At 71.5% G+C, this 23,013-nt stretch carries 20 protein-coding genes; 10 read left to right on the plus strand and 10 right to left on the minus strand.

The window, feature by feature from the left end:
- The first annotated feature begins 67 nt into the window (after positions 1-67).
- Positions 68-1,246, plus strand: coding sequence for a PotD/PotF family extracellular solute-binding protein (locus ACFCZ1_RS20315; RefSeq protein ID WP_376679652.1), 1,179 nt, complete (start codon positions 68-70; stop codon positions 1,244-1,246).
- 76 nt (positions 1,247-1,322) lie between these two features.
- Positions 1,323-1,790: a hypothetical protein gene (locus tag ACFCZ1_RS20320; RefSeq protein ID WP_376679653.1), complete on the plus strand. Its 468-nt coding sequence runs from the start codon at positions 1,323-1,325 to the stop codon at positions 1,788-1,790.
- Here the strand turns inward: ACFCZ1_RS20320 and ACFCZ1_RS20325 are convergent.
- From ACFCZ1_RS20325 to ACFCZ1_RS20345, 5 genes are all read right to left on the minus strand, one after another.
- Complete coding sequence (locus ACFCZ1_RS20325; protein ID WP_376679654.1) at positions 1,759-3,033, minus strand: serine hydrolase domain-containing protein; 1,275 nt, start codon at positions 3,031-3,033, stop codon at positions 1,759-1,761. The genes ACFCZ1_RS20320 and ACFCZ1_RS20325 overlap by 32 nt on opposite strands.
- A gap of 147 nt (positions 3,034-3,180) precedes the next feature.
- Positions 3,181-3,858: a response regulator gene (locus ACFCZ1_RS20330; RefSeq protein WP_376679655.1), complete on the minus strand. Its 678-nt coding sequence runs from the start codon at positions 3,856-3,858 to the stop codon at positions 3,181-3,183.
- On the minus strand, positions 3,855-4,958 hold the full coding sequence (locus ACFCZ1_RS20335) for a sensor histidine kinase (RefSeq protein ID WP_376679707.1): 1,104 nt from the start codon (positions 4,956-4,958) through the stop codon (positions 3,855-3,857). Before ACFCZ1_RS20335 ends, ACFCZ1_RS20330 begins: the two co-directional genes overlap by 4 nt.
- 59 nt (positions 4,959-5,017) lie before the next feature.
- Complete coding sequence (locus ACFCZ1_RS20340) at positions 5,018-5,713, minus strand: glycerophosphodiester phosphodiesterase (RefSeq protein WP_376679656.1); 696 nt, start codon at positions 5,711-5,713, stop codon at positions 5,018-5,020.
- A 35-nt stretch (positions 5,714-5,748) separates the two neighbouring features.
- On the minus strand, positions 5,749-6,774 hold the full coding sequence (locus ACFCZ1_RS20345; protein WP_376679657.1) for an adenosine deaminase: 1,026 nt from the start codon (positions 6,772-6,774) through the stop codon (positions 5,749-5,751).
- A 110-nt stretch (positions 6,775-6,884) separates the two neighbouring features.
- On the opposite strand from ACFCZ1_RS20345, the gene ACFCZ1_RS20350 reads away from it, so the two are divergent.
- Entirely contained in the window at positions 6,885-7,613 is a 729-nt protein-coding gene (locus ACFCZ1_RS20350; protein ID WP_376679658.1) for a DUF4190 domain-containing protein, read from the plus strand.
- Positions 7,614-7,627: 14 nt separating this feature from the next.
- On the opposite strand, the gene ACFCZ1_RS20355 is transcribed toward ACFCZ1_RS20350, so the two are convergent.
- The 3 genes from ACFCZ1_RS20355 to ACFCZ1_RS20365 all read right to left on the minus strand — a co-directional run bounded on the left by ACFCZ1_RS20355 (position 7,628) and on the right by ACFCZ1_RS20365 (position 10,671).
- Positions 7,628-9,241: a TROVE domain-containing protein gene (locus ACFCZ1_RS20355; RefSeq protein ID WP_376679659.1), complete on the minus strand. Its 1,614-nt coding sequence runs from the start codon at positions 9,239-9,241 to the stop codon at positions 7,628-7,630.
- Positions 9,242-9,706: 465 nt separating this feature from the next.
- Positions 9,707-10,120 (minus strand): NUDIX domain-containing protein, encoded by a 414-nt coding sequence (locus ACFCZ1_RS20360; protein WP_376679660.1) that lies wholly within the window; start codon positions 10,118-10,120, stop codon positions 9,707-9,709.
- Positions 10,117-10,671, minus strand: coding sequence for an NADAR family protein (locus tag ACFCZ1_RS20365; protein WP_376679661.1), 555 nt, complete (start codon positions 10,669-10,671; stop codon positions 10,117-10,119). The genes ACFCZ1_RS20360 and ACFCZ1_RS20365 overlap by 4 nt, the downstream gene beginning before the upstream one ends.
- Before the next feature lie 194 nt (positions 10,672-10,865).
- On the opposite strand from ACFCZ1_RS20365, the gene ACFCZ1_RS20370 reads away from it, so the two are divergent.
- The 6 genes from ACFCZ1_RS20370 to ACFCZ1_RS20395 all read left to right on the plus strand — a co-directional run bounded on the left by ACFCZ1_RS20370 (position 10,866) and on the right by ACFCZ1_RS20395 (position 18,095).
- The gene (locus ACFCZ1_RS20370; RefSeq protein WP_376679708.1) at positions 10,866-12,395 is read left to right on the plus strand and encodes a gamma-aminobutyraldehyde dehydrogenase; all 1,530 of its coding nucleotides are present in this window, start codon (positions 10,866-10,868) and stop codon (positions 12,393-12,395) included.
- Between the two features lie 49 nt (positions 12,396-12,444).
- Complete coding sequence (locus ACFCZ1_RS20375) at positions 12,445-13,695, plus strand: spermidine/putrescine ABC transporter substrate-binding protein (RefSeq protein ID WP_376679662.1); 1,251 nt, start codon at positions 12,445-12,447, stop codon at positions 13,693-13,695.
- A 65-nt stretch (positions 13,696-13,760) separates the two neighbouring features.
- On the plus strand, positions 13,761-14,912 hold the full coding sequence (locus ACFCZ1_RS20380) for an ABC transporter ATP-binding protein (protein ID WP_376679663.1): 1,152 nt from the start codon (positions 13,761-13,763) through the stop codon (positions 14,910-14,912).
- The gene (locus tag ACFCZ1_RS20385; protein ID WP_376679664.1) at positions 14,909-15,847 is read left to right on the plus strand and encodes an ABC transporter permease; all 939 of its coding nucleotides are present in this window, start codon (positions 14,909-14,911) and stop codon (positions 15,845-15,847) included. Before ACFCZ1_RS20380 ends, ACFCZ1_RS20385 begins: the two co-directional genes overlap by 4 nt.
- Positions 15,847-16,653, plus strand: a complete 807-nt coding sequence (locus ACFCZ1_RS20390) for an ABC transporter permease (RefSeq protein WP_376679665.1) — start codon at positions 15,847-15,849, stop codon at positions 16,651-16,653. The genes ACFCZ1_RS20385 and ACFCZ1_RS20390 overlap by 1 nt, the downstream gene beginning before the upstream one ends.
- Positions 16,654-16,676: 23 nt before the next feature.
- On the plus strand, positions 16,677-18,095 hold the full coding sequence (locus ACFCZ1_RS20395; RefSeq protein ID WP_376679666.1) for an NAD(P)/FAD-dependent oxidoreductase: 1,419 nt from the start codon (positions 16,677-16,679) through the stop codon (positions 18,093-18,095).
- A gap of 168 nt (positions 18,096-18,263) precedes the next feature.
- Here the strand turns inward: ACFCZ1_RS20395 and ACFCZ1_RS20400 are convergent, their stop codons facing one another.
- Both ACFCZ1_RS20400 and gabT read right to left on the minus strand, forming a co-directional pair.
- Positions 18,264-19,070 carry a phosphatase PAP2 family protein gene (locus ACFCZ1_RS20400; RefSeq protein WP_376679667.1) on the minus strand — a complete coding sequence of 269 codons (807 nt, stop codon included), beginning with the start codon at positions 19,068-19,070 and terminating at the stop codon, positions 18,264-18,266.
- Positions 19,071-19,212: 142 nt separating this feature from the next.
- Positions 19,213-20,547: a 4-aminobutyrate--2-oxoglutarate transaminase gene (gene gabT / locus ACFCZ1_RS20405; protein ID WP_376679668.1), complete on the minus strand. Its 1,335-nt coding sequence runs from the start codon at positions 20,545-20,547 to the stop codon at positions 19,213-19,215.
- Between the two features lie 236 nt (positions 20,548-20,783).
- Between gabT and ACFCZ1_RS20410 the strand changes: the two genes are divergently transcribed.
- Positions 20,784-22,919 carry an ATP-binding protein gene (locus tag ACFCZ1_RS20410; protein WP_376679669.1) on the plus strand — a complete coding sequence of 712 codons (2,136 nt, stop codon included), beginning with the start codon at positions 20,784-20,786 and terminating at the stop codon, positions 22,917-22,919.
- Positions 22,920-23,013: the final 94 nt, after the last annotated feature.

Consider the following 23,013-nt stretch of genomic DNA (forward strand, 5'->3'; position numbering starts at 1 on the left):
GTCGAAGGGGCGGGCAGTAGACAACATGTCTATTGCCCGCCCCTTCGCGTTCACCGAGGCTGAGCCCATGCCTGAACTCGCCTTCTCCCGCCGCGCGGCGCTGCGCGGCCTCGGTGCCACGGGCCTGCTGGCCGCCCTCACCGGCTGCGGGGTTCCCGCCGCCTACGTCCCCGAGGGCCGGCGCGAAGGCGTCGACCGGTCCGGCAGTGACCGGAGCGTCGTCTTCTCCAACTGGCCGCTGTACATCGACACCGACGAGGAGGACGAGGAGCGCCGTCCCACTCTGGAGGCCTTCTCCGGGAGGACGGGCATCGAGGTCCGGTACGCCGAGGAGATCAACGACAACGACGAGTTCTTCGGCAAGGTCAGCCCGGCCCTGATGAACCACCAGGAGACGGGCCACGACCTGATCGTGGTCAGCGACTGGATGGCCGCGCGCTTCGTCCACCTGGGCTGGGCCCAGAAGATGGACCGTTCGGCGCAGTCCAACGTGGCCGAGTACCTGGACCCGCAGCTGCGGTCCCCGGCCTTCGACGAGGGCCGGCTCCACACCGTCCCCTGGCAGTCGGGGATCACCGGCATCGCCTACAACCGCAAGGCCCTGGGCCGGGAGATCAAGTCGGTCGGGGACCTCTGGCAGCCGGACCTCGCGGGCAAGGTCACCCTCTTCTCCGGCCTCGACGAGTCCTTCGCGCTGCTGATGCAGGGCGAAGGGGTGGACGTCACCCGCTGGACGGAGTCCGACTTCCACCGGATGTGCGACCGGGTCGAGAGCCTGGTGGGCAAGAAGCACATCCGCCGCTTCACCGGCAACGACTACACCTCCGATCTGAGCAAGGGCGACGTCCTGGCCTGCCAGGCCTACTCCGGCGACGCCATCCAGTTGCAGGCCGACAACCCGGACATCGAGTTCGTGGTGCCGGAGGAGGGGGCCGAACTCTGGGCGGAGAGCCTCCTCGTGCCCAACCTGGCCCGGCACAAGGCCAATGCCGAGGCCTTGATCGACCACTACTACGACCCGGAGGTGGCGGCCGAGCTCGCCGCCTCCGTCAACTACGTCTGCCCGGTCCCGGCCGCCCGCGAGGTGCTGGCCGGCTCCGGCGACAAGGAGACCGCCGAACTGGCCGAGAATCCGCTGGTCTTCCCCGACGGCGACATGCGCAAGCGGCTCGTCGTGGCCAGGGACATCTCTTCGGCCGAGCGCCGCTCCCTCGCTCGGCGCTGGAACGCGATCGTGGGGCTCTGACCACGACCCGGCCGCCGAGTTGAACGCGTTCACAGAATGGCTGAACATGTTCAATTCTCGCTGTACGCTTCCTTCCATGAGCGAGAGAAGCGCCCTTCAGCGGCGGATCCGTGCCTGGCTGACCCTGTTCCTCGTCTGCCTCGTGCTGAGCGGACTCACGGCCTTCCCCCTGGTCAGCGAGCTCCACTGGGCCAACGCCCTGCTGGACAACGAGTGGCTGCGACGGGTGGGTGACGGACTGGACCGCGCCGACGCCGAATACCCCTTCCTCCTCTACGGGACCGACTGGCTCGCCTTCGCCCATCTCGTCATCGCCGTCTTCTTCTACGGCGTGTACCGGGACCCGGTCCGCAACATCTGGATCGTCGAGGCCGGCATGGTCGCCTGCGCCGGAATCATCCCGCTGGCGCTGATCTGCGGCCCGATCCGCGGCATACCCCTGTACTGGAGCGTCATCGACATGTCGTTCGGCGTCTTCGGGGTGATCCCGCTGCTGATCCTGCGCCGCATGATCAAGCGCCTTGAGGCGATGCCTGCTCAGTGAAGGCGGCCATCACGATGCCGAAGGTCACCTCGTTCATGTCCCGGCCCTTCGCGTCCGTGGAGTTGACCGAGTAGACCAGCGTGCGGGAGAGGTCGCGCGTCCCGCCGATCACGGTGCTGTAGCCGTACCGGGAGCCCGTCTTGCCGTAGGTCACCGTGCCGTCCGGCAACACCAGCCGCTTCAGCCCCGCCGTCTGCGCGGCGTCCTCGCCGGACTCGAAGTCCTTCACCCGGGGCACCGTGAACATCTCCTCCAGCTGCGCCTTCGGCACCACCCGGCCGCCGAACAGGGCCACGGTGAACCTCTCCAGGTCCGCGGTGGTCGATATCAGGTCCCCGGCGGCCCAGTTGGCGGAGGAGTTCCAGTCGGTCACGTCGACGAGCTCCCGCGAGCCGTCGGGCCGCGACACCGCCTGGTATCCGTGGTGGTGCGCGCCGGATATCCGGTTCTGCTCACGGGACGGCACCGAGGTGTGGTGCAGGCCCAGGGGCCTCAGTATCCGGGTGGTCAGAGCCCGCTCGTACGTCGTGCCCGTGACCTTCTCGATCAGCACGGCCAGGATCGTGTAGTCGATGTTGAGGTAGTGCTGCTTCTCGCCCGGCCGGAACTCCGGCCCCTTCGCCACGGCATTGGCGATCAGCGCGCGCGGATCGACCACATCGAACCGGTGGGCGTACTGCTCCTCGAAGGAGTCCCCCGGACCGTCGGCCGGTCGGATGCCGCTCGTGTAGTTCAGCAGCTGCCGCACGCTGACCGGCTCGAAATCCCCTGACAGCAGGCCCGGCAGGTACTCCTGTACCGGCCGGTCCAGATCCACCCTGCCCTCGGCGGCCAACTGCAGCACCACCGCCGCGGTGAAGGTCTTCGTCACCGAACCGGCCCGGAACCGGGCGCCTTCGACCGGCCCGCGCCCCGTACGGATGTCGGCCACGCCGGAACTGCCCTTCCAGCTGCCGCTCGTCCCACCCACGCGGACCAGCGCGGCCGTCGCGTAAGGATTCTGCGGACCGAGTCCCGCGATCGCCCGCTCCAGCGCCGCCGCGTTCGGCGGGGTCGGGACGGCCGGTGCGACGGCACCCACCGCCACGGGATCCGCCACGGGAGCCGGAGCCGGAGCCGGAGCCGGAGCCGGAGCGGGAGCGGGACCCGGAGCGGGACCCGGAGCGGCGTGGGCGACCGCCGGGCCGGACACGACACCGAGGACCAGAGCGGCGGCGATCAGCGTGCGCGCGGATGCGTTCATGATGTCTTCCCCCTGCGAGAGTGCGGGGCCCAGCTGCCCCGGTGACCTCAATGTTCCTGGTCGGAGGGGTGGTTGAGGATCACCACTGAGACGGGTCTTCACCAGTACGACAACTCAACCGCGCGAGGGAGGCGACACGCCGTCCACTCACTCCCCGGAGGGAGTACCCGCCGCGATCAGACCCGTCTCGTACGCGCAGATCACCGCCTGGATCCGGTCCCGCAGCCCCAGCTTGGCCAGCACGTTCCCCACGTGCGACTTCACCGTGTGCTCGCTCACCACCAGCGCCGCCGCGATCTCCGCGTTCGACAGCCCCCGCCCGAGATGCAGCAGCGTCTCCCGCTCCCGCGCCGTCAGCACCTCCAGCCGGTCCGCCGCGAAGGCCGGAAGGGAGGGACGCGCCGTCGCCGCCGTGTACTCCTCGATCAGCCGCCGCGCCACGGAAGGCGCCAGCAGCGACTCGCCCGCCGCCACCACCCGTACCGCATGCACCAGATCGTCCCGCCGCACGTCCTTCAGCAGGAACCCGCTCGCCCCCGCGTGCAGCGCCTCGTACACGTACTCGTCCGAGTCGAACGTCGTCAGCATCACCGTCCGGCACGCGCTCCGCGCCGTGATCGCCCGGCACGCCTCGATCCCGTCCAGCACCGGCATCCGGACGTCCAGCAGGGCCACGTCCGGCGAGAGCCGGGCCACCGCCTCCAGCGCCGCCGCGCCGTCCCCGACCTCCGCCACGACCTCGATGTCCTCCTGGACGTCCAGGATCATCGCGAACCCGCTGCGCACCAGCTCCTGGTCGTCGGCCACCACCACACGGATCGTCAATTCCCCACCCCCAGCGGCGAGGTTACAAGGACCACCCGCACCGAGAAGCCCTGCCCGCCCGGCCCCGGACCGGCCTCGGCCGTCCCGCCGTGGGCCGCCGCCCGCTCGCGGATCCCGATCAGGCCGAGCCCGCCCGAGGACGGGCCCGGCCCCCGGCCGTCGTCCGTGACCGTCACGGTCAGTGCCCGCGCCCCGTACTCCAGCCCGACCTCCACCGCCGAGGCCGCGGCGTGCTTCACGACGTTCGTCAGCGCCTCCTGCACCACCCGGTGCACGGTGGCCTCCAGTGCGGCGGGCAGCTCCCGCACCTCGCCCGTCCGCCCGTACGACACCCGCACCCCGCCGGCCCGCACCCGGTCCAGCAGCGTCGGCAGCGTCCCGATCCCGGGCTGCGGCGCACGCGGAGCCGCCTCCTGCGCACGCAGCACGCCCAGCATCGTGCGCAGTTGCGCCATCGCGTCCCGGCCCGTCTCCGCGATCGCCTCGAAGGCCGCCTCGGCCCGGGCCGGCGCCCTGCGGACCGCCACCGGACCGGCCTCCGCCTGCACGATCATGATGCTGACCGCGTGCGAGAGGACGTCGTGCATCTCCCGCGCGATCCGGGCCCGCTCCCGGGCCGCGGCCTGCTCCGCCTCGATCCGGTTCGCCCGCTCCAGCTGCGCCGCCCGGTCCTCGACGGCCGCCGTGTACGCCTGCCGGGTGGCCTGCAGCCTGCCCAGCGCGACCGCCGCGCCGAACACGAAGAGCGCGAACAACAGCTCCTTGGCCGTCGTCGTGTTGAGCGCCACGGAGCCCACGATGGCCACCGTCACGATCACCCCCATCACGAGCCGCACCCGCGCCGAGCACAGCAACGCGATGGTGTAGACGGCGATCAGCGCCGCGTACGGCAGCGGCTGCCCGGGACCGTCCAGCGACAGCCGGTACACCGAGCCGGCCGTGATCACCCCGAACATCACCCCCACCGGCGCCCGCCGGCGCCACACGAGCGGCACGTTGACCAGCGTGGTCAGCAGGTACGCCGGCCAGTCGGCCGGCGACTCGTCCGGAGCCCGGGGCACGACGAACGGAATCGTCGTGGCCACCTGCACCAGCAGCATCAGCCCCAGGTCCTGCCAGCGCGGGTCCGCGTGCCGGATCCGCTCCCCGAGGGCGCGTATCACCGGCCGAACTCGGCCCGTACGGCCGCCAGCGCGTCCACCCGGTTGGTGGTGATCGAGTCGACCCCGGCCCTGACGAGCCCCCGCATCGTCCGCCTGGTGTCCGCGGTCCAGGCCGAAACCAGCAGGCCGTCCCGGTGGAGCGCGTCCGTCAGCTCCCGGCCGACCAGCCCGAAGCGGTAGTTGAGCCAGCGCGGCGCGACCGCGTCGATCAGCACCCGCCGCGGCGGTGACAGCGTGGTCCAGGTCAGCGCGATCTCCGCGCCCGGATCGGCGGCCCGGACCGCCAGCATGGTGGCGGGGCCCGCGCAGTAGTAGGTGCGCTCGCGCGCCCCGCACTCGCGGACCTGACCCACCACGGTCCGTACCGCCTCGTACGAGGCACCCGGCAGGTCGAGCATCAGCCGGCCCGCCCCCACCCCCGCCGCCGTCAGCGCGTCGCGCAGCGTCGGGATCGCGCCCTGCGTCAGCTCCCCCAGCTGTGGGGCCGTGACGGCGTCCAGGCGCACGTCATGGCCCCACAACCGATGGAGCGTCTCGTCGTGGAGCAGGACCGGCACCCCGTCGCGGGTCAGCCGCACGTCGATCTCGACCGCGTCCGCCCCGCGCGCGAAGGCGGAGCGGATCGAGGACAGGGTGTTCTCACGGACACGGTAGGGATCGCCGCGGTGGCCGACGGCAGTCAGGGTGCGCATGGCCCCATTCTCACGGCCGCATGATCAAGCGGCCGTCAGCGCGCGAGCCATGCGGCCGTGTACGCGTCGATCTCCGCGGTGAGCCGGGCCTTGCCCGCCGCGTCGAGGAAGGAGGCCCCGACGGCGTTCTTGGCCAGCTGGGCGAGACCGGTCTCGTCGAGGTCGAGGAGGCGCGCGGCCACCGCGTACTCGTTGTTCAGGTCGGAGCCGAACATCGGCGGGTCGTCGCTGTTGATGGTGACGAGCACGCCCGCGGCGACCATCTCCTTGACGGGGTGCCGGTCGATGTCGGTGACCGCGCGGGTGGCGAGGTTGGAGGTCGGGCAGACCTCCAGCGCGATCCGGTGCTCGGCCAGGTAGGCGAGCAGTTCCGGGTCCTGGGTGGAGCTGGTGCCGTGGCCGATGCGCACGGCGCCCAGCTCGCGGATGGCGTCCCAGACGGTCTCGGGGCCGGTGGTCTCGCCGGCGTGCGGCACGCTGTGCAGGCCGGCGGCGCGAGCCCGGTCGAAGTACGGCTTGAACTGGGGCCGCGGGACGCCGATCTCGGGGCCGCCCAGGCCGAAGGAGACCAGGCCCTCGGGGCGCAGGTCCACGGCGAGGCGGGCGGTCTCGGCGGCGGCCTCCAGGCCGGCCTCACCGGGGATGTCGAAGCACCAGCGCAGGATGACGCCGAGCTCGGCCTCGGCCGCCTTGCGGGCGTCCTCGATGGCCTCCATGAAAGCCGTCTCGTCGATGCCGCGGCGCGTGGAGGAGTAGGGGGTGATGGTCAGTTCGGCGTAGCGGATGTTCTGCCGTGCCATGTCACGGGCGACCTCGAAGGTCAGCAGCCGGACGTCCTCGGGCGTGCGGACCAGGTCCACGACGGAGAGGTAGACGTCGATGAAGTGCGCGAAGTCGGTGAAGGTGAAGTAGTCGGCGAGGGCCCCGGGGTCGGTCGGGACCTTCGAGTCGGGGTGCCGGGAGGCGAGCTCGGCCACGATGCGCGGGGATGCCGAGCCGACGTGGTGGACGTGGAGTTCCGCCTTGGGCAGTCCCGCGATGAAGGGATGCAGGTCGGTCATGGAGGTGCCTCCGGGAGGACGCGGGTGCGGGCAGGTCGGCCTTCATCGTAGGCAGCACCGTGACTGTCGGTGGCAACGCTTAGCATGGCCGTACGAATGGGGGGAGCCGCATGACCGACCAGAGCCCTGAGGCGAGGGATCCGTGGGCGCCGCCGGAGCGGCCGGTGGTGGACCTCGGCAAGCAGCGGGGCACGCCGGGACCGCCGTCCGTGCACGACCATCAGACGGTTGCCGGGATGCCGGGGGCGCAGCCGCCGCCGCCCGATCCGGCACCGACGCCCGCGCAGCCGCCCGCGTACGGGTATCCGGCCCAGCCGGACGCGAGCGGGTACGGGTATCCGACGCCCACGCCCACGCCCACTCCCACGCCCATGCCGACCCCGCCGCTGACGCCGACCGCCGCCGTACCGGGCTACGGGTCCGCAGTACCGGGCTACGGGTACCCCGGTGACGCGGGATACCCCGGATACCCGGGGTACAACGGTTACCCGGGCAATGCCGGCTACCCGTTGTACGCGGCACCGAAGAGCAACGGCTTCGGCGTCACCGCCCTCGTCCTCGGCATCATCTCGGTCGTCGGCTGCATCACCAGCTTCATCGCGATCGCGCTCGGGATCGGAGCCATCGTCTTCGGCGCCCTCGGCAAGGGCAAGGCCACCCGCGGCGAGGCCGACAACGGCGGGATGGCACTGGCCGGCATCATCCTCGGAGCCATAGGCATCGTGCTGGGCGCCCTGATGCTCCTTGCCATGTTCGCCCCGTTCATGAACGGGGACTGGGAGGGCGACTCCGACTACGAGAGCCCGTACTCCAACTCGCGGGTGCGCGAGAAGATATGAGCCGGGGTTCAGGCTCAGGCTGAGGACGGCGCCGTCCACGGCCAGTCGGCGTCCCGGCCGCCCTCGATCAGGGACACCATGCGGAAGGCCGCGTCGGTGAGTCCGCCGAAGGTGTGCCGGTTCGCGGAGCCGGACGGCCCGTGGCCCACCCGGTAGCCCGCCAGGTTCCAGGTGTACACCGGCACCGTCGCCGGCACCTGGGCCGCCGGGTCACCGCCGTGGCCGTAGGAGGCGGCGGCCTGCTCGTCGGTGACGATCAGCACCCGGTCGTGGCCGCGGTAGTGCTCCCGCACGGCCTGCGCCGTGTAGGTGCCGCCGAGGTCCCCGAACCGCTCCAGCACCTTCAGTACGGATTCGCCCCGGCTGTACGTGACCGCCTGACTGGTCGAGCCGAACTGCACCAGGTCCGCGTCCTCGGCCCGCAGTGCGAGCGCCGCCCCGAACACGGCCGCCGCGTCGGCCCGGTTGAGCTGGGAGCGGTCCGACAGCGGGGACCACATCGACCCGGACCGGTCGACGAGGACCAGGGTCCGCCCGGGCAGCGCCGGTACGTTGCCCAGCGAGTGGCCGAGCGCCTGCTCCAGCGGGTACGCCCAGCGCAGCGAGGGCGCGTGCCGGTAGGCCGCCAGGTAGCGGAAGGGGAACTGCCGAGCCCGGGCGACGGCCTGCGGATCGCAGATCCTCGCCGCGACCCGCTCGGCCACCTCGTCCGAGACCCCGGCCTGGTCGAAGTTGCGCAGGTTGCGCAGCAGGGCCATCGCACCCATCGACGGGATGACCGCCTCCCAGGCGGCCGCGTCCATGGGTCCCTGCAGCCAGCCGGCCAGCGCCTCCCAGGTCATGCCCGCCTCCGCGAGCCGCTCGGCGCCGCCCGCCCCGGTGACCACGGCACGCCGGTCACCGACCGGCAGCTCCATCAGCGCCCGGTGGGCGGCGAGGGTGCGGTCGCCGGCCGGGATCCGCGCGCTCTCCGGGTGGTGGCGGCGGTCGAGGGCGTGGCGGAACAGTTCGCCCTGCCAGGCCTTCGCCGGGTCGGGGGAGGCGTGCACGAGGTTGAGGACGTCGCCGAAGCGGTACCCACGTCGAGCGGAGGCGGTGTCGTACTTCAGCAGCGAGGCGGCGGAGTAGAGCCTGCGCACGGCGTCGGCGATGCCGCGCTTGACGGGCTTGGGCACGTTCCGCCCGTACTTCGCCGTCCAGTAGGCCAGCAGCTCACCGGGTTCGTCCGCGCGCCGCAGTACGGAGTCCACGACCTGCCGGTTCGAAGGCCCGTCGGTGACGCCCGCGTCGAGCCGGGCCCTGACGTACTCGGCGGCGCCGACGAGCGAGGCGGTGCGCATGTTCGCGTCCCCGCGGAGCCAGCCCAGCAGGCCGGCGGTCCACGCGGGGTCCTCGACCGCGAGCCGCCGCACGAGCGTGCCGAAGTGGTCGTCGCGGTCCTCGCCGCTCTCGTAGAAGGTCTGCTGCGTCACGAAGTTGGCGACGGCGAGCAGGAACAGCTCGGAGCGCGCATCGCGTTCGTGACCCGGTCCGCCCTCACGGGTGCGGGCGCGGCGGGTCGAGCGCACGGGCGAAGCCGGCGGCGGGGCGGGCGCGGACGTGAGCGAGCGCAGGTTGAAACGAGCCATGGTGAATCCCCCCGAATTCAAAGGACGCGGGGGAGGCCTGGCGTGAGGGATGCCCGAGATCGAAGTCGGCTGCGGACTGTGTCGACTGCTCTACCGAACTGAGCTACCGGCCGTGGCCGGGCGGGATTCGAACCCGCGACCCGTTGATCCGGAAGTAGCCGCTGCCTGCGCACCGGGCATCCCCCACGCACCGCCTCCCGAGATCAAGGTGGCGGCGGCCTGGTGTCTTTGCAAAAGAAGGAGCCGCAGCCCGCGCACCGGGAGGTGCGTGACGTAGGTGTCCAGAGAACAAGGCCGGCGAAACCACGTGGTGCTCTGCCGACTGAGCTACACCGGCCCGAAGCCGGTGACGGGACTCGAACCCGCGACCTCCCCATTAACAGTGGAAGTAGGTCTCGCCTTCGCACCTGGACGAGGATCACATTAGGCGCCGGGTCCGGGCGCCGCCACGCAATTAACCGCCGGTCAGACCGTGGCCGCCATCAGCAGCGTCGGCACCATGACTTCGCCGTCGGCGCCGCCGCGCGACAGCGGGACCCAGATGAGCCCGACCATCCGCGGGCAGTCGCACACCAGATCCGGGTCGACACCGAGGACCGGCTCGCCGGGCTCGACGTCCACGCGGAAGCAGGAGGTCCAGCCCGACGGGTACGGCGAGTCGTACGCGTACCGCACGTCCAGGGCGCGCAGCCCCACCTCCTCGGCCACTTCCCGCCGGACCGCCTCCTCGGGCCGCTCGCCCGCTTCGAGCCCGCCACCCGGCAGGGTCCAGTACTCAGGCCCGTCGTGCCGGCCCGTGGGCCCCCGCCCGCGCTCGCGCACCATGAGTACGCGGCCCTCCCGGATGATCACCGCGGCCACCCGGCGCCGCTCCGTCACGCGGCGTCCGCGCGCAGCCGGTCCCGGGCCTCCATCAGGGCGAAGCCCAGCAGGTTCAGGCCACGCCAGCGCGCCGGGTCCAGGGCGCGCTCGTCGTCGGCCGACAGGCCGATGCCCCAGATCCGGTCCATCGGGCTGGCCTCGACCAGCACCCGGTTCCCGGTGGACAGCAGGTACGAGCGCAGCGCCGGGTCGGAGGCGAACTTGTGCACGCTGCCCTCCACCACGAGCGCGAACCGCTCCCGCTCCCAGACCGCGTCGTCGAAGCCGCGCACCAGCCGCCCGGCCTTCTTCGCCTCCGCCGCCGTGGCCGCCTCCAGGGCGGCGCGCTCGGCCTCCGCGTCCTGGAACAGGCGGGCCTTCCCGGCCATCATCCAGTGCTCCGCCGTGGCATAGCGGACATCACCCACAGTGAAGGCGGACGGCCACCACTGGCTCAGGCAGCTCGGTCCGAGCGTTCCGTCGGGCCGGGGGCGGTGCCCCCAGAACGGCAGGAACTTCACCCTGTCACCGTGGCTGACCTGCTTGATCAGTTCGTCGATCATGTCCATGCACGCGAGTCTGACAGTCGCCACTGACACTTCGTACGGGATTTCGGGTGTGCCTCGACACATGGTCGACCGATTCCGTCGCGTAATCAAAAGGCAACAACGGAATCACTTGGCCAAGGGGATGTCCTCTGTCAGGATCGGCACTCAATTCGGGCTGTAGCCCGAACTGTAGCTACGGAGAGCGTGAGAGCGTGATGGGCAACCGCTTCCAGGTCAGGGACCGCTTCGCGGACGGCGCGCAGTACATCGACGGGCGCCTCGGGTCCGGCACCTCCGGTCAGTCACACACAGTGGTCGATCCCGCCACCGGCGACGAGGTCCTCACCTATGAACTGGCGAGCACGGCGGACGTGGACGAGGCCGTCGCCGCCGCCAAGAGGGCCTTCCCGGCATGGTCCGGCGCCACCCCCGGGGAGCGTTCGGACGCCCTGCACCGGCTGGCCGCCGTACTGGCCGAGCAGGCGCAGGACTTCGCGTACGCCGAGTCCCTCCAGTGCGGGAAGCCGGTCAAGCTGTCCACGGAGTTCGACGTGCCGGGGACCATCGACAACACGGCCTTCTTCGCGGGCGCCGCCCGCCATCTCCAGGGGCAGGCGGCCGGCGAGTACTCCGGGGACCACACCTCCTGCGTACGACGCGAGGCCATCGGCGTCGTCGGCTCCATCGCGCCCTGGAACTATCCGCTCCAGATGGCCGCCTGGAAGATCCTCCCGGCGATCGCGGCGGGCAACACCATCGTCCTCAAGCCCGCCGAGCTCACCCCGCTGACCTCGCTGATGTTCGCGCAGGCGGCCAAGGAGGCGGGCCTGCCCGACGGCGTGATCAACATCGTCACCGGCGCCGGCCGCGAGGCCGGTGAGCACCTGGTCGGCCACCCCGACGTCGTCATGACCTCCTTCACCGGCTCCACGGCCGTCGGCAAGCGGGTCGCCGAGATCGCCACCGCCACCGTCAAGCGCCTCCACCTGGAGCTCGGCGGCAAGGCCCCCTTCCTGGTCTTCGACGACGCCGATCTGGAGGCCGCCGCGCACGGCGCCGTCGCCGCCTCCCTCATCAACACCGGCCAGGACTGCACCGCCGCCACCCGCGCCTACGTCCAGCGCACCCTGCACGACGCCTTCGTCGCCCGCGTCGCGGAGCTGATGGAGACCGTCCGCCTCGGTGACCCCTTCGCGGCCACCACCGACCTGGGACCGCTGGTCTCCCACGCCCAGCGCGACCGGGTCGCCGGCTTCGTCGAACGCGCCCGCGCGTACGCCACCGTCGTCACCGGAGGCGAGATCCCGCAGACCGGGGCGGACGGGAGCAGCCTCGCCGAGGGCGCGTACTACCGGCCCACCCTGATCACCGGCGCCGCCCAGGACAGCGAGGTCGTCCAGTCCGAGATCTTCGGCCCGGTCCTGGTCGTCCTGCCCTTCGACACCGACGACGAGGGCATCGAGCTCGCCAACGACACCCCGTACGGGCTCGCCGCCTCCGCCTGGAGCCGGGACCTCTACCGGGCGAACCGGGCCACGCGCGAGATCAAGGCGGGCTGCGTCTGGGTCAACGACCACATCCCGATCATCAGCGAGATGCCCCACGGCGGCTACAAGGCGAGCGGCTTCGGAAAGGACATGAGCGCCTACTCCTTCGAGGAGTACACGCAGGTCAAGCATGTGATGTATGACAACACCGCGGTGGCCGCGAAGGACTGGCACCGCACGATCTTCGGGGACCGGTAAGAAACCCACCGCCTGACCAGCGGCCCAACATTCCGAAAGGGCAACGCGCATGGAGCAGTTCGAGCCCGACCGCCTCTCGGCGGCGCAACTCGCCGCGATGCGGCGCAGCCTCACCAGCGGGCGCGGCGCCCTCACCCGCCGCTCGCTGCTGCGCGCCTCCGGAGTCGGAGCGCTCACCCTCGGAGGCCTGTCCACCCTCGCCGGGTGCGGCATCCCGCCCGCCAAACGCGCGGGCGAGGCGGCGGTGGCCTCCGACGACCACTCGGACCAGGAGAAGGAGATCAACTTCTCCAACTGGACCGAGTACATGGACACCAGTGACGACGAGAAGACCCGGCCCACCCTGGAGGACTTCACCAAGCGCACCGGGATCAAGGTCAAATACACCGAGGACATCAACGACAACGTCGAGTTCTTCGGGAAGATCCGCCCGCAGCTCGCCGCCGGCCAGGACACCGGCCGCGACCTGATCGTCGTCACCGACTGGCTCGCCGCCCGCATCATCCGCCTCGGCTGGGCGCAGAAGCTGGACCCCTCGCACCTCCCGCACGCCTACGCGAACCTGATCCCGCAGTTCCGCACCCCCGACTGGGACCCGGGCCGTGCGTACAGCTACCCGTGGACCGGCATCGACACCGTCATCGCCTACAACACCAAGGCCACCGACGGGAAGAAGGTCGACTCCGTCACCCAGCTGCTCGACGATCCCACCCTCAAGGGCCGGGTCGGCTTCCTCACCGAGATGCGCGACAGCGTCGGCATGACCCTGCTCGACCAGGGCAAGGATCCGGCGAACTTCACCACCGCGGACTTCGACGGGGCGATAGGCCGGCTGCAGAAGGGCGTGGACACCAAGCAGATCCGCCGCTTCACCGGCAACGACTACACCGCCGACCTCGACAAGGGCGACCTGGCCGCCTGCCTCGCCTGGGCGGGCGACGTCATCCAGCTCCAGGCCGGCAACCCGGACATCCAGTACGCGATCCCGGCACCCGGATACATCACCTCCAGCGACAACCTGCTGGTCCCGGCCCACGCCCGGCACAAGGCCAACGCCGAGAAGCTCATCGACTTCTACTACGAACCCGCGAACGCCGCCCAGCTGGCCGCCTTCATCAGCTACGTCTGCCCGGTCGAGGGCGTCAAGGACGAGCTGGCCAAGATCGATCCCGCCCTCGCCGACAACCCGCTGATCGTGCCGGACAAGGCGATGGCCGCGAAGGCGCACGCCTTCCGCTCGCTCAGCGCCGAGGAAGAGACGGCGTACGAAGAGAAGTTCGCCAAGCTGATCGGCGCGTAGCCGTACCGCCTCGCCGCGAACCCCTCCCTTGACCTCTTCGCCCCACCCAACCCCGGGACCCATCCATGACTGACAAGACCGCGGGCGGCGACGTCCGCCTCGCCGGGATCAGCAAGCACTACGGCTCCTTCACCGCCGTGCACCCGCTGGACCTCACCATCCCCCAGGGCTCCTTCTTCGCCCTGCTCGGCGCCTCCGGCTGCGGGAAGACCACCACCCTGCGCATGATCGCCGGCCTGGAGGAGCCCTCCACCGGCACGGTCCACCTCGGCGACCGGGCGGTCACCCACCTGCCGCCGTACAAGCGCCCGGTCAACACGGTCTTCCAGAGCTACGCCCTCTTCCCGCACCTGAACATCTACGAGAACGTCGCCTTCGGCCTGCGCCGCCGCGGCATCAAGTCGGTCAAGAAGCAGGTCGACGAGATGCTGGAGCTGGTCCAGCTCGGCCAGTTCGCCCAGCGCAAGCCGCACCAGCTCTCCGGCGGGCAGCAGCAGCGGGTCGCGGTCGCCCGCGCCCTGATCAACCACCCCCAGGTGCTCCTGCTCGACGAGCCGCTCGGCGCCCTCGACCTCAAGCTGCGCCGCCAGATGCAGCTGGAGCTCAAGCGCATCCAGACCGAGGTGGGCATCACCTTCGTGCACGTCACGCACGACCAGGAGGAGGCCATGACCATGGCCGACACGGTCGCCGTGATGAACGGCGGCCGCGTCGAGCAGCTGGGCGCGCCCGCCGAGCTGTACGAGAACCCGGGCACCACCTTCGTCGCCAACTTCCTCGGGACGTCCAACCTCATCGAGGCCGAGGTCCTGGAGGCAGGCGGCGCCGATGTCGTGGTCAGCTCGGCCGGGACGAAGCTGCGGCTGCCCGGGGCCCGCTGTTCGACCACCCCCAAGGCCGGCGGAAAGCTGCTGGTCGGGGTGCGCCCGGAGAAGATATCCGTGGTCCACGCCGACGAGGAGCACACCGTCGCGGCGGGCCGCAACAAGGTCCCGGGCCGGATCGCCGCCTCCTCCTTCATCGGCGTCTCCACCCAGTTCGTCGTCGACAGCCAGGTCTGCCCGGAGCTGGAGGTGTACGTCCAGAACATCGAGCGGGACGCCCGCCTGGTGCCGGGCGCCGAGGTGATCCTGCACTGGAACCCGGAGCACACCTTCGGCCTGGATGCCGCCCAGGACATCGACGCGGGCATCGAGACGGTCGAGGAGATCGCGTGACCGGCCCCGTTGCAGAGACAGCGCCGCCCCAGGCGCCCGCCCCGGCCGGACCCCCGGTGCACAAGCCGTCGGTACGCAAGCGGCTGGTCCCCTACTGGCTGCTGCTCCCCGGCATCCTGTGGCTGCTGGTCTTCTTCGTGCTGCCGATGGTCTACCAGGCCTCCACCTCGGTGCAGACCGGCTCCCTCGAGGAGGGCTTCCAGGTCACCTGGCACTTCCAGACCTACTGGGACGCCTTCACCGAGTACTACCCGCAGTTCCTGCGCTCCCTGCTGTACGCCGGCACCGCCACCGTGCTGTGCCTGCTGCTCGGGTACCCGCTGGCCTACCTGATCGCCTTCAGGGCGGGCCGCTGGCGCAACCTGCTGCTCGTCCTGGTCATCGCGCCGTTCTTCACCAGCTTCCTGATCCGCACGCTCGCCTGGAAGACGATCCTGGCCGACGGCGGCCCGGTCGTCGCCGTCCTCAACAAGATCGGCTTCCTGGACGTCACGAGCTGGCTCGGCATGACCCAGGGGGACCGGGTACTGGCCACGCCGCTCGCGGTCGTCTGCGGTCTGACGTACAACTTCCTCCCCTTCATGATCCTGCCGCTGTACTCCTCGCTGGAGCGCATCGACACCCGCCTCCACGAGGCGGCCGGGGACCTGTACGCCCACCCCGCCACGGTCTTCCGGAAGGTGACCTTCCCGCTGTCCATGCCGGGCGTGGTCTCCGGCACCCTGCTCACCTTCATCCCGGCGAGCGGCGACTACGTGAACGCCGAACTGCTCGGCTCCACGGACACCCGGATGATCGGCAACGTCATCCAGTCGCAGTACCTGCGGATCCTCGACTACCCGACGGCGGCCGCGCTGTCGTTCATCCTCATGGCCATCGTGCTGATCATGGTGACCATCTACATCCGCCGAGCGGGGACGGAGGACCTGGTCTGATGCGCACCCCCATCGCCTGGCTCCGGCGCAATCTGGTCGTCATCGCGGGCCTCGGCACGCTCGCGTACATGATCCTGCCGAACGTGGTCGTGACCGTCTTCTCCTTCAACAACCCCACCGGGCGGTTCAACTACGCCTGGCAGGAGTTCTCGCTCGACGCGTGGAAGGACCCCTGCGGGGTCGCCGACCTGTGCGGCTCCCTCTCGCTCTCCCTCCAGATCGCGCTGTGGGCCACCGTCGCCGCGACCGCGCTGGGCACCGCCATCGCCTTCGCGATGGTGCGCTACCGCTTCCGGGCGCGCGGCGCGGTCAACTCGCTGATCTTCCTGCCCATGGCCATGCCCGAGATCGTGATGGCGGCCTCCCTGCTCGCCCTCTTCCTCAACATGGGCATCCAGCTGGGCTTCTGGACGATCCTGATCGCCCACATCATGTTCTGCCTCAGCTTCGTCGTCGCCGCCGTCAAGGCGCGCGTCCTGTCCATGGACCCGCGGCTGGAAGAGGCCGCACGCGACCTCTACGCGGGCCCGGTGCAGACCTTCGTACGGGTCACCCTGCCGATCGCGGCACCCGGAATCGCGGCGGGCGCGCTGCTCTCCTTCGCGCTCTCGTTCGACGACTTCATCATCACCAACTTCAACTCGGGCAACACCGTCACCTTCCCCATGTTCGTGTGGGGTTCGGCCCAGCGCGGTACGCCCGTGCAGATCAACGTCATCGGCACGGCGATGTTCGTCATCGCGGTGCTGGTGGTCCTCGTCGGCCAGACGGTCGGCAACCGCCGCAAGAAGGCACAACCGAAGTAGACCCCTGTAGGGAGTTGGAAGCCATGGCCCCAGTCGCCATGCGTAGTGTTGCGAAATCCCTTTCCGAAGCGAAGCCGGTCTCGTACTGGCTGGACGACCCCGGCAAGCCCGCCGCGCAGCCGGCGCTCACCAGCGACGAGCGGTGCGACCTGCTGGTCGTCGGCGGCGGCTACAGCGGTCTGTGGACCGCGCTGCTCGCCAAGGAGCGCGACCCCGGACGGGACGTCGTCCTGATCGAGAGCAAGGAGGCGGGCTGGGCCGCCTCCGGGCGCAACGGCGGCTTCTGCGCCGCCTCCCTCACGCACGGCCTGGGCAACGGGATGGCCCGCTGGCCGCAGGAGCTCGCCAAGCTGGAGGAGCTGGGCGCCCGCAACCTCGACGCCATCGAGGAGGCGGTCGCCCGCTACGGCATCGACTGCGACTTCGAGCGCACCGGCGAGATCGACGTGGCCACCGAGCCCCACCAGGTCGAAGAGCTGCGGGAACTCCACGAGGAGGCCCGCCGCCTCGGCCTCGCGGGCGGCTCGGAGTGGCTGGAGGGCGACGCGCTGCGCGCCGAGGTCGACTCCCCGACCTTCCTCGCGGGCCTCTGGGACCGCGACGGCGTCGCCATGCTCAACCCCGCGAAGCTGGCCTGGGGCCTCAAGCAGACCTGCCTCGACCTCGGGGTGCGGATCTACGAGAACACCCGCGGCCTGAAGATGGCCCCGGCCGGCCCGGGGATGACCGTGCAGACCCCGTACGGGACGATCCTCGCGCGCCGGGTCGCCCTGGGCACCAACATCTTCCCCTCGCTGGTCCGCCGCATCCGCCCGTTCACCGTGCCGGTCTACGACTACGCGCTGATGACCGAGCCGCTGGACGAGGCGCAGCTCGCCGCCATCGGCTGGAAGAACCGGCAGGGCCTGGGCGACAGCGCGAACCAGTTCCACTACTTCCGGATCACCAGGGACCACCGGATCCTGTGGGGCGGCTACGACGCGGTCTACCCGTACCGGGGGAAGCTCGACTCCGAGTACGACCACCGTCCCGAGACCTACCTCAGGCTCGCGGAGCACTTCTTCACCTGCTTCCCGCAGCTGGAGGGGATCCGCTTCAGCCACGCGTGGGGCGGGGCGATCGACACCTGCTCGCGCTTCTCGGCCTTCTTCGGCACCGCGCACTCCGGGAAGGTGGCCTACGCGGCCGGCTACACCGGGCTCGGGGTGGGCGCCACCCGCTTCGGCGCGGACGTGATGCTGGACCTGCTCGACGGGATCTCCAGCGAGCGCACCCGGCTGGAGATGGTGAAGTCCAAGCCGATGCCGTTCCCGCCCGAGCCCTTCGCGTGGACCGGCATCACCCTCACCAAGTGGTCGCTGGCCCGCGCCGACCGCCGGGGCGGGCACCGCAACCTCTGGCTCAGGACGCTGGACCGCTTCGGCCTCGGCTTCGACAGCTGATCCGCCGACGCGCACGCCCCCGGCCGCATCCGCCCGCCGGCGCGTGATCCGCTGCACCACGCCGGAGTGACGCAGCCCGCGGCATGCTCCCGGCCCGGCCCTCTCCCGGTGCGAACCCTTCACCGGCACGGGACGAACGCGGGCCGGGACCGCTCCGGGGCCGGGAGTTCAGCCTGAGCGCCGACGGATACGCCGGACACCCCGCGGGTGCGGCCGGCCGGCCCACCGCACCGCCAGCAGCAGCGGGGCGCACACGAGGAGGCTGGCCAGTGCGTCCAGCGGCCAGTGCCAGCCCCGCAGGACCAGGCCGACGGCCGTCGCACCCGTCAGGACGAGGGCGACGGCCGCCGGCCATGCCCGGCGGGTGTACGGGGTGACGAGCAGGGCCGCCCCGAGGTAGGCGACGGCCGCGGTCGCGGTGTGGCCCGAGGGGAAGTAGCCGGCGGCCCAGGGCTCCAGCGGTCCGGGGCGGGCGGTCCACGCCTTCAGCGGGACGACCAGCGCCGGGACCAGCGCCATGGCCAGGGCCGCGGCCGCGGCGCCGAGCCGGTTGCCGCGCCACGCGGCGTACGCGACGGCGAGGAGGAGCACGGGCAGGGCGACCGGGACGTTGCCGAGGTCCGAGAGCCGTTCGGTGACGGCGTCGGGGACGCTGCGCACGAGGGTGCGGCTCAGGCGCGCGTCCGGGGACAGCAGCGGCCCCGACACCAGGACCTGCCAGGTGATCAGGGCGAAGGCCGTCAGGCAGAGCGCCGCCGCGACGGCGGCCTTGGGGAGAGTGGCCGGCCGTCCCGGAACAGGGGGGATGGTTCCGGGACGGCCGCCCGGATCGGGTCGCCGCACGCCCCGGGGGGTTTGGGGCGGTCGGCCGTCCGATCGGTGAGGAGTGTGCGCGAACGCATGCCCAGTACGGCGCTGGGGAAGCCCGGCACTGGTGTCGCCCACGGTTTCCCGGGAGCGGGGTGTCTCACTCATCTGCAGAAACCGTACGGCAGCGAAAGGGGGACCGACAGCAGGAACGCGCTCCCGCCATCGGCCCCCCACACGTTCTTCACAGCGCCCGACGGTTACCGCCGGTAGGGGCCCGGCGCTGCGCTCGCACGTTCTAGCCGTTCGATCAGATGCCCGCGAACGCGGCCTCGATGATGTCCAGGCCCTCGTTCAGCAGGTCCTCGCCGATGACGATCGGCGGCAGGAAGCGGAGCACGTTGCCGTAGGTGCCACAGGTGAGGACCATCAGACCCTCGGCGTGGCACGCCTTGGCGAGCGACGCGGCCGCCTCCGGGAACGGAGTCTTGGAGGCGGGGTCCTTGACCAGCTCGATCGCGATCATGGCGCCGCGGCCGCGGATGTCGCCGATGATCTCGTACTTCTCCTGCATGGCCGTCAGGCGGGCCTTCATGACGGACTCGATCTTCTTCGCCGCGGCGTTGAGGTCGAGCTCCTTCATGGTCTCGATGGAGCCGAGCGCACCGGCGCACGCCACCGGGTTGCCGCCGTAGGTGCCGCCCAGGCCGCCCGCGTGGGCGGCGTCCATGATCTCGGCGCGGCCGGTCACGGCGGCGAGCGGCAGACCGCCCGCGATGCCCTTGGCGGTGGTGATCAGGTCGGGGACGATGCCCTCGTCCTCGCACGCGAACCACTGGCCGGTGCGGCAGAAGCCGGACTGGATCTCGTCGGCCACGAAGACGATGCCGTTGTCGTTGGCGAACTTCACGAGCGCGGGCAGGAAGCCCTTGGCCGGCTCGATGAAGCCGCCCTCGCCGAGGACCGGCTCGATGACGATCGCGGCGACGTTGTCGGCGCCGATCTGCTTGGTGATCTGGTCGATGGCCTGCGCGGCGGCCTCGGGGCCGCAGTTCTCGGCGCCGGTGAGCCAGCGGTAGCCGTAGGCGACCGGGACGCGGTAGACCTCGGGCGCGAACGGACCGAAGCCCTGCTTGTACGGCATGTTCTTCGAGGTCAGCGCCATCGTCAGGTTCGTACGGCCGTGGTAGCCGTGGTCGAAGACGACGACGGCCTGGCGCTTGGTGTACGCACGGGCGATCTTGACGGCGTTCTCGACGGCCTCGGCGCCGGAGTTGAACAGGGCCGACTTCTTGGCGTGGTCACCGGGGGTCAGCTCGGCCAGGGCCTCGCAGACCTCGACGTAGCCCTCGTACGGCGTGACCATGAAGCAGGTGTGCGTGAAGTTCGCGAGCTGCGCGGAGGCGCGGCGCACGACGGCCTCGGCGGAGGCGCCGACCGAGGTCACGGCGATGCCGGAGCCGAAGTCGATCAGGCGGTTGCCGTCGACGTCCTCGATGATGCCGCCGCCCGCGCGGGCAGTGAAGACGGGGAGCACGGAGCCCACGCCGCCGGCCACCGTCTCGAGGCGGCGGGCCTGCAGCTCCTGCGACTTGGGGCCGGGGATCGCGGTGACGATGCGGCGCTCCTGCGGGACAGCGGTCATAGAGGGCTCCTGGGGGTGTTTTCGGACGCACTTGTGTCTTTGTCCGCAGGCTAGGCCCGGGGGACGGGGTACTGCATGCTCCGTTCGGGAGTGGTGCCCGCGTGTCCTTGTCCGTGACGGCCATAGGAAGGACGCGGGACGTGTCCCGCCGGTCATGGCGGGGTACGGCCCCAACGCCCGGGCCGGGCACTAGATTGAGCGCCGCAGCGCACGGCACGGGCAGGGGGCAGGGGTTCATGGACACCGAGGGCACGTACGACGGTCAGGAGACCCGTTCGGGTCGGGTACCGCGACCCGCCGGGCCCCCCGCACACCCCCCGGGCCCCCCGGGCCCCCCGGGCCTCCCCCCGAAGCCCTCCCACGCCCCCGCGGCCGGGCCGGCGCTGGGGGACTGGCTGCGCCATCCGCGCGCCTCCGACGGGCCGGGCGTCTGGACGTACGGGCACGTGCCCCGGGCCGCCGAGGAACCCGAGGTGAGCCCCACCCGCCAGCTGGTCAGCGGAGCGCTGATCGCCCTGCTGGCCGGGCTGCTCCTGTGGTCCCTGCTGTGGAACGGCTACCTCGGCGGTTTCTGGCTCTGGCCCCTCTACATGTTCACGCCCGACTCCTGGGCGGGGACGCTCCCGTCCGTCGTGGCGTCGTACGTCTGGTACGCCCTGGTCGCCGCCACCCTGACCATCGGTTTCGGGCGCCTCGGCCGCTGGCCCGAGCTGGCCCGCCGGGTGCTCGCCAGCCGCGCCGTCCGCGCCGTGCACGCAACTCGGGCCGCCGCCCCGGTCCGTCCCGAGGCGGGAGGCGCCGACGACCCCGCGCGCTGGCCGCAGTTGCGGGGCGCCGGGCTGGGGGACGCCGCCGAACGCCTCGAAGGGGAGGCCGGGGCCGGGCGCATGAACGACGTGGACTACGCGCGGATCCGGCGGGCGTGGGAGTCCGTGTGCGCGGACCCGTCGAGGCTGCGCGCCTTCGCCGACGCCGTGCGCGACAAGGGCGCCGGGGCCTGCGTACACCCGTCCGGGGAGCGGGACCTGCCCGTGCGCGCCGCCCGCCACGACCTGCTGGCCCGGCAGGTGCTGCTCGGCACCGTCGAGGACGGCCCGCGCAACCCGTACGCCCGCCGCGGCACCTCGCTCGCGCTCGACCCCGAAGTCCTCGGGACCTCGCTGCTCGCCGTCGGTCCGTCGGGATCAGGCAAGACCGGCCGGCTGGTGCGGCCCGTCGTCGAGTCCCTCGCGCTGCAGGCGCTCGCCGGCCAGGCCGCCGTCGTCGCCGTCGGCGCGGCCGGGGCCCGGCTCGGACCGGACGCCGCCTACGACGTCGTGGTCCGCGTCGGCGACCCCGAATCCGTCTACGACCTCGACCTCTACGGCGGCGCCACCGACCCCGACGAGGCCGCCACCCTGCTCGCCGAGGCCTTCGTCGGGGACGTGCCGGGGATCGAGGTGCGCCGGGCCGCGACCGCCCTCGCCCAGCTGCTGGGACCCTTCCGGGCGGCGTACGGGCGCTTCCCCACCGTGCCCGAACTGCGCGAGCTGCTCGACCGGGTGCCGGACGCCGTCGGCGGGCTGCGCCGGGACCTGGCCGACGCCGGCCAGCACACGATGCTCCGCGAGCTGGACGCCCGGGAACGGCAGCACGGGGCGCCCGCGGACCCCGGGCCGGCCCTCGCCGACCGCGTGGCGCTGCTCGACCGGCCCGCCTTCGCCTCCTTCTTCGACACCACCGGCCAGGGCCGGCCGTTCTCCCTGCGCACCCTCGAACACCCGATCCGGGTCCGCGTCGACCTGCCCGAGCGGGGGCACGCCGACGCCTCGCGGATGCTGGCCCGGCTGCTGCTCGCGCAGTTCAACGCCGCCGCGGCCGCCCGCACCGACCGCTCCCTCTTCGCCTTCCTCGCCTTCGACGACGCCTCGCACACCCTGACCCCGCAGACCGTCCGGGGCGTGCAGCGGCTGCGCTCGGCGAACGCCGGAGTCCTGCTCACGCTGCGCTCGCTGGACGACGTGCCGCAGGAGCTGCGGACCCCGCTGCTCGGTGCGGTCGGCTGCCGGATGGCCTTCTCCGGGGTGACCACCTGGGACGGCAAGCGCTTCGCCGAGACCTGGGGCACCGAGTGGGTGGAGACGCGCGACGTCACCCACCGCACCGTCTTCGCCGACCAGCCGCTGACCCGGCTGATCCACGCCTTCCGCAAGCTCGTCACCGGCAAGGCCGTCACCACCGACGCGGTCACCGTGCGGCAGGTGGAGCGCGAGCGGTGGTCCGCCTCCGACCTCGCCCACGACGTGCCGCCCGGGTACGCGGTGCTGTCGCTGACCTCGGTCCGTGGGGAGCGGGCGGCTCCCCTGCTGGTGCGGCTGGCCGCAGCCGCCTGAACCGGCGCAACGGCCGGAACGGACCCGTACGAGGTGGCAGAATCGAGGGGAGCCGTTCGTACGACACGGCGAAAAGTGGACGCGGCTCCTCCTG

It is taken from the genome of Streptomyces sp. NPDC056224, from assembly GCF_042267665.1.
GTDB lineage: Bacteria > Actinomycetota > Actinomycetes > Streptomycetales > Streptomycetaceae > Streptomyces.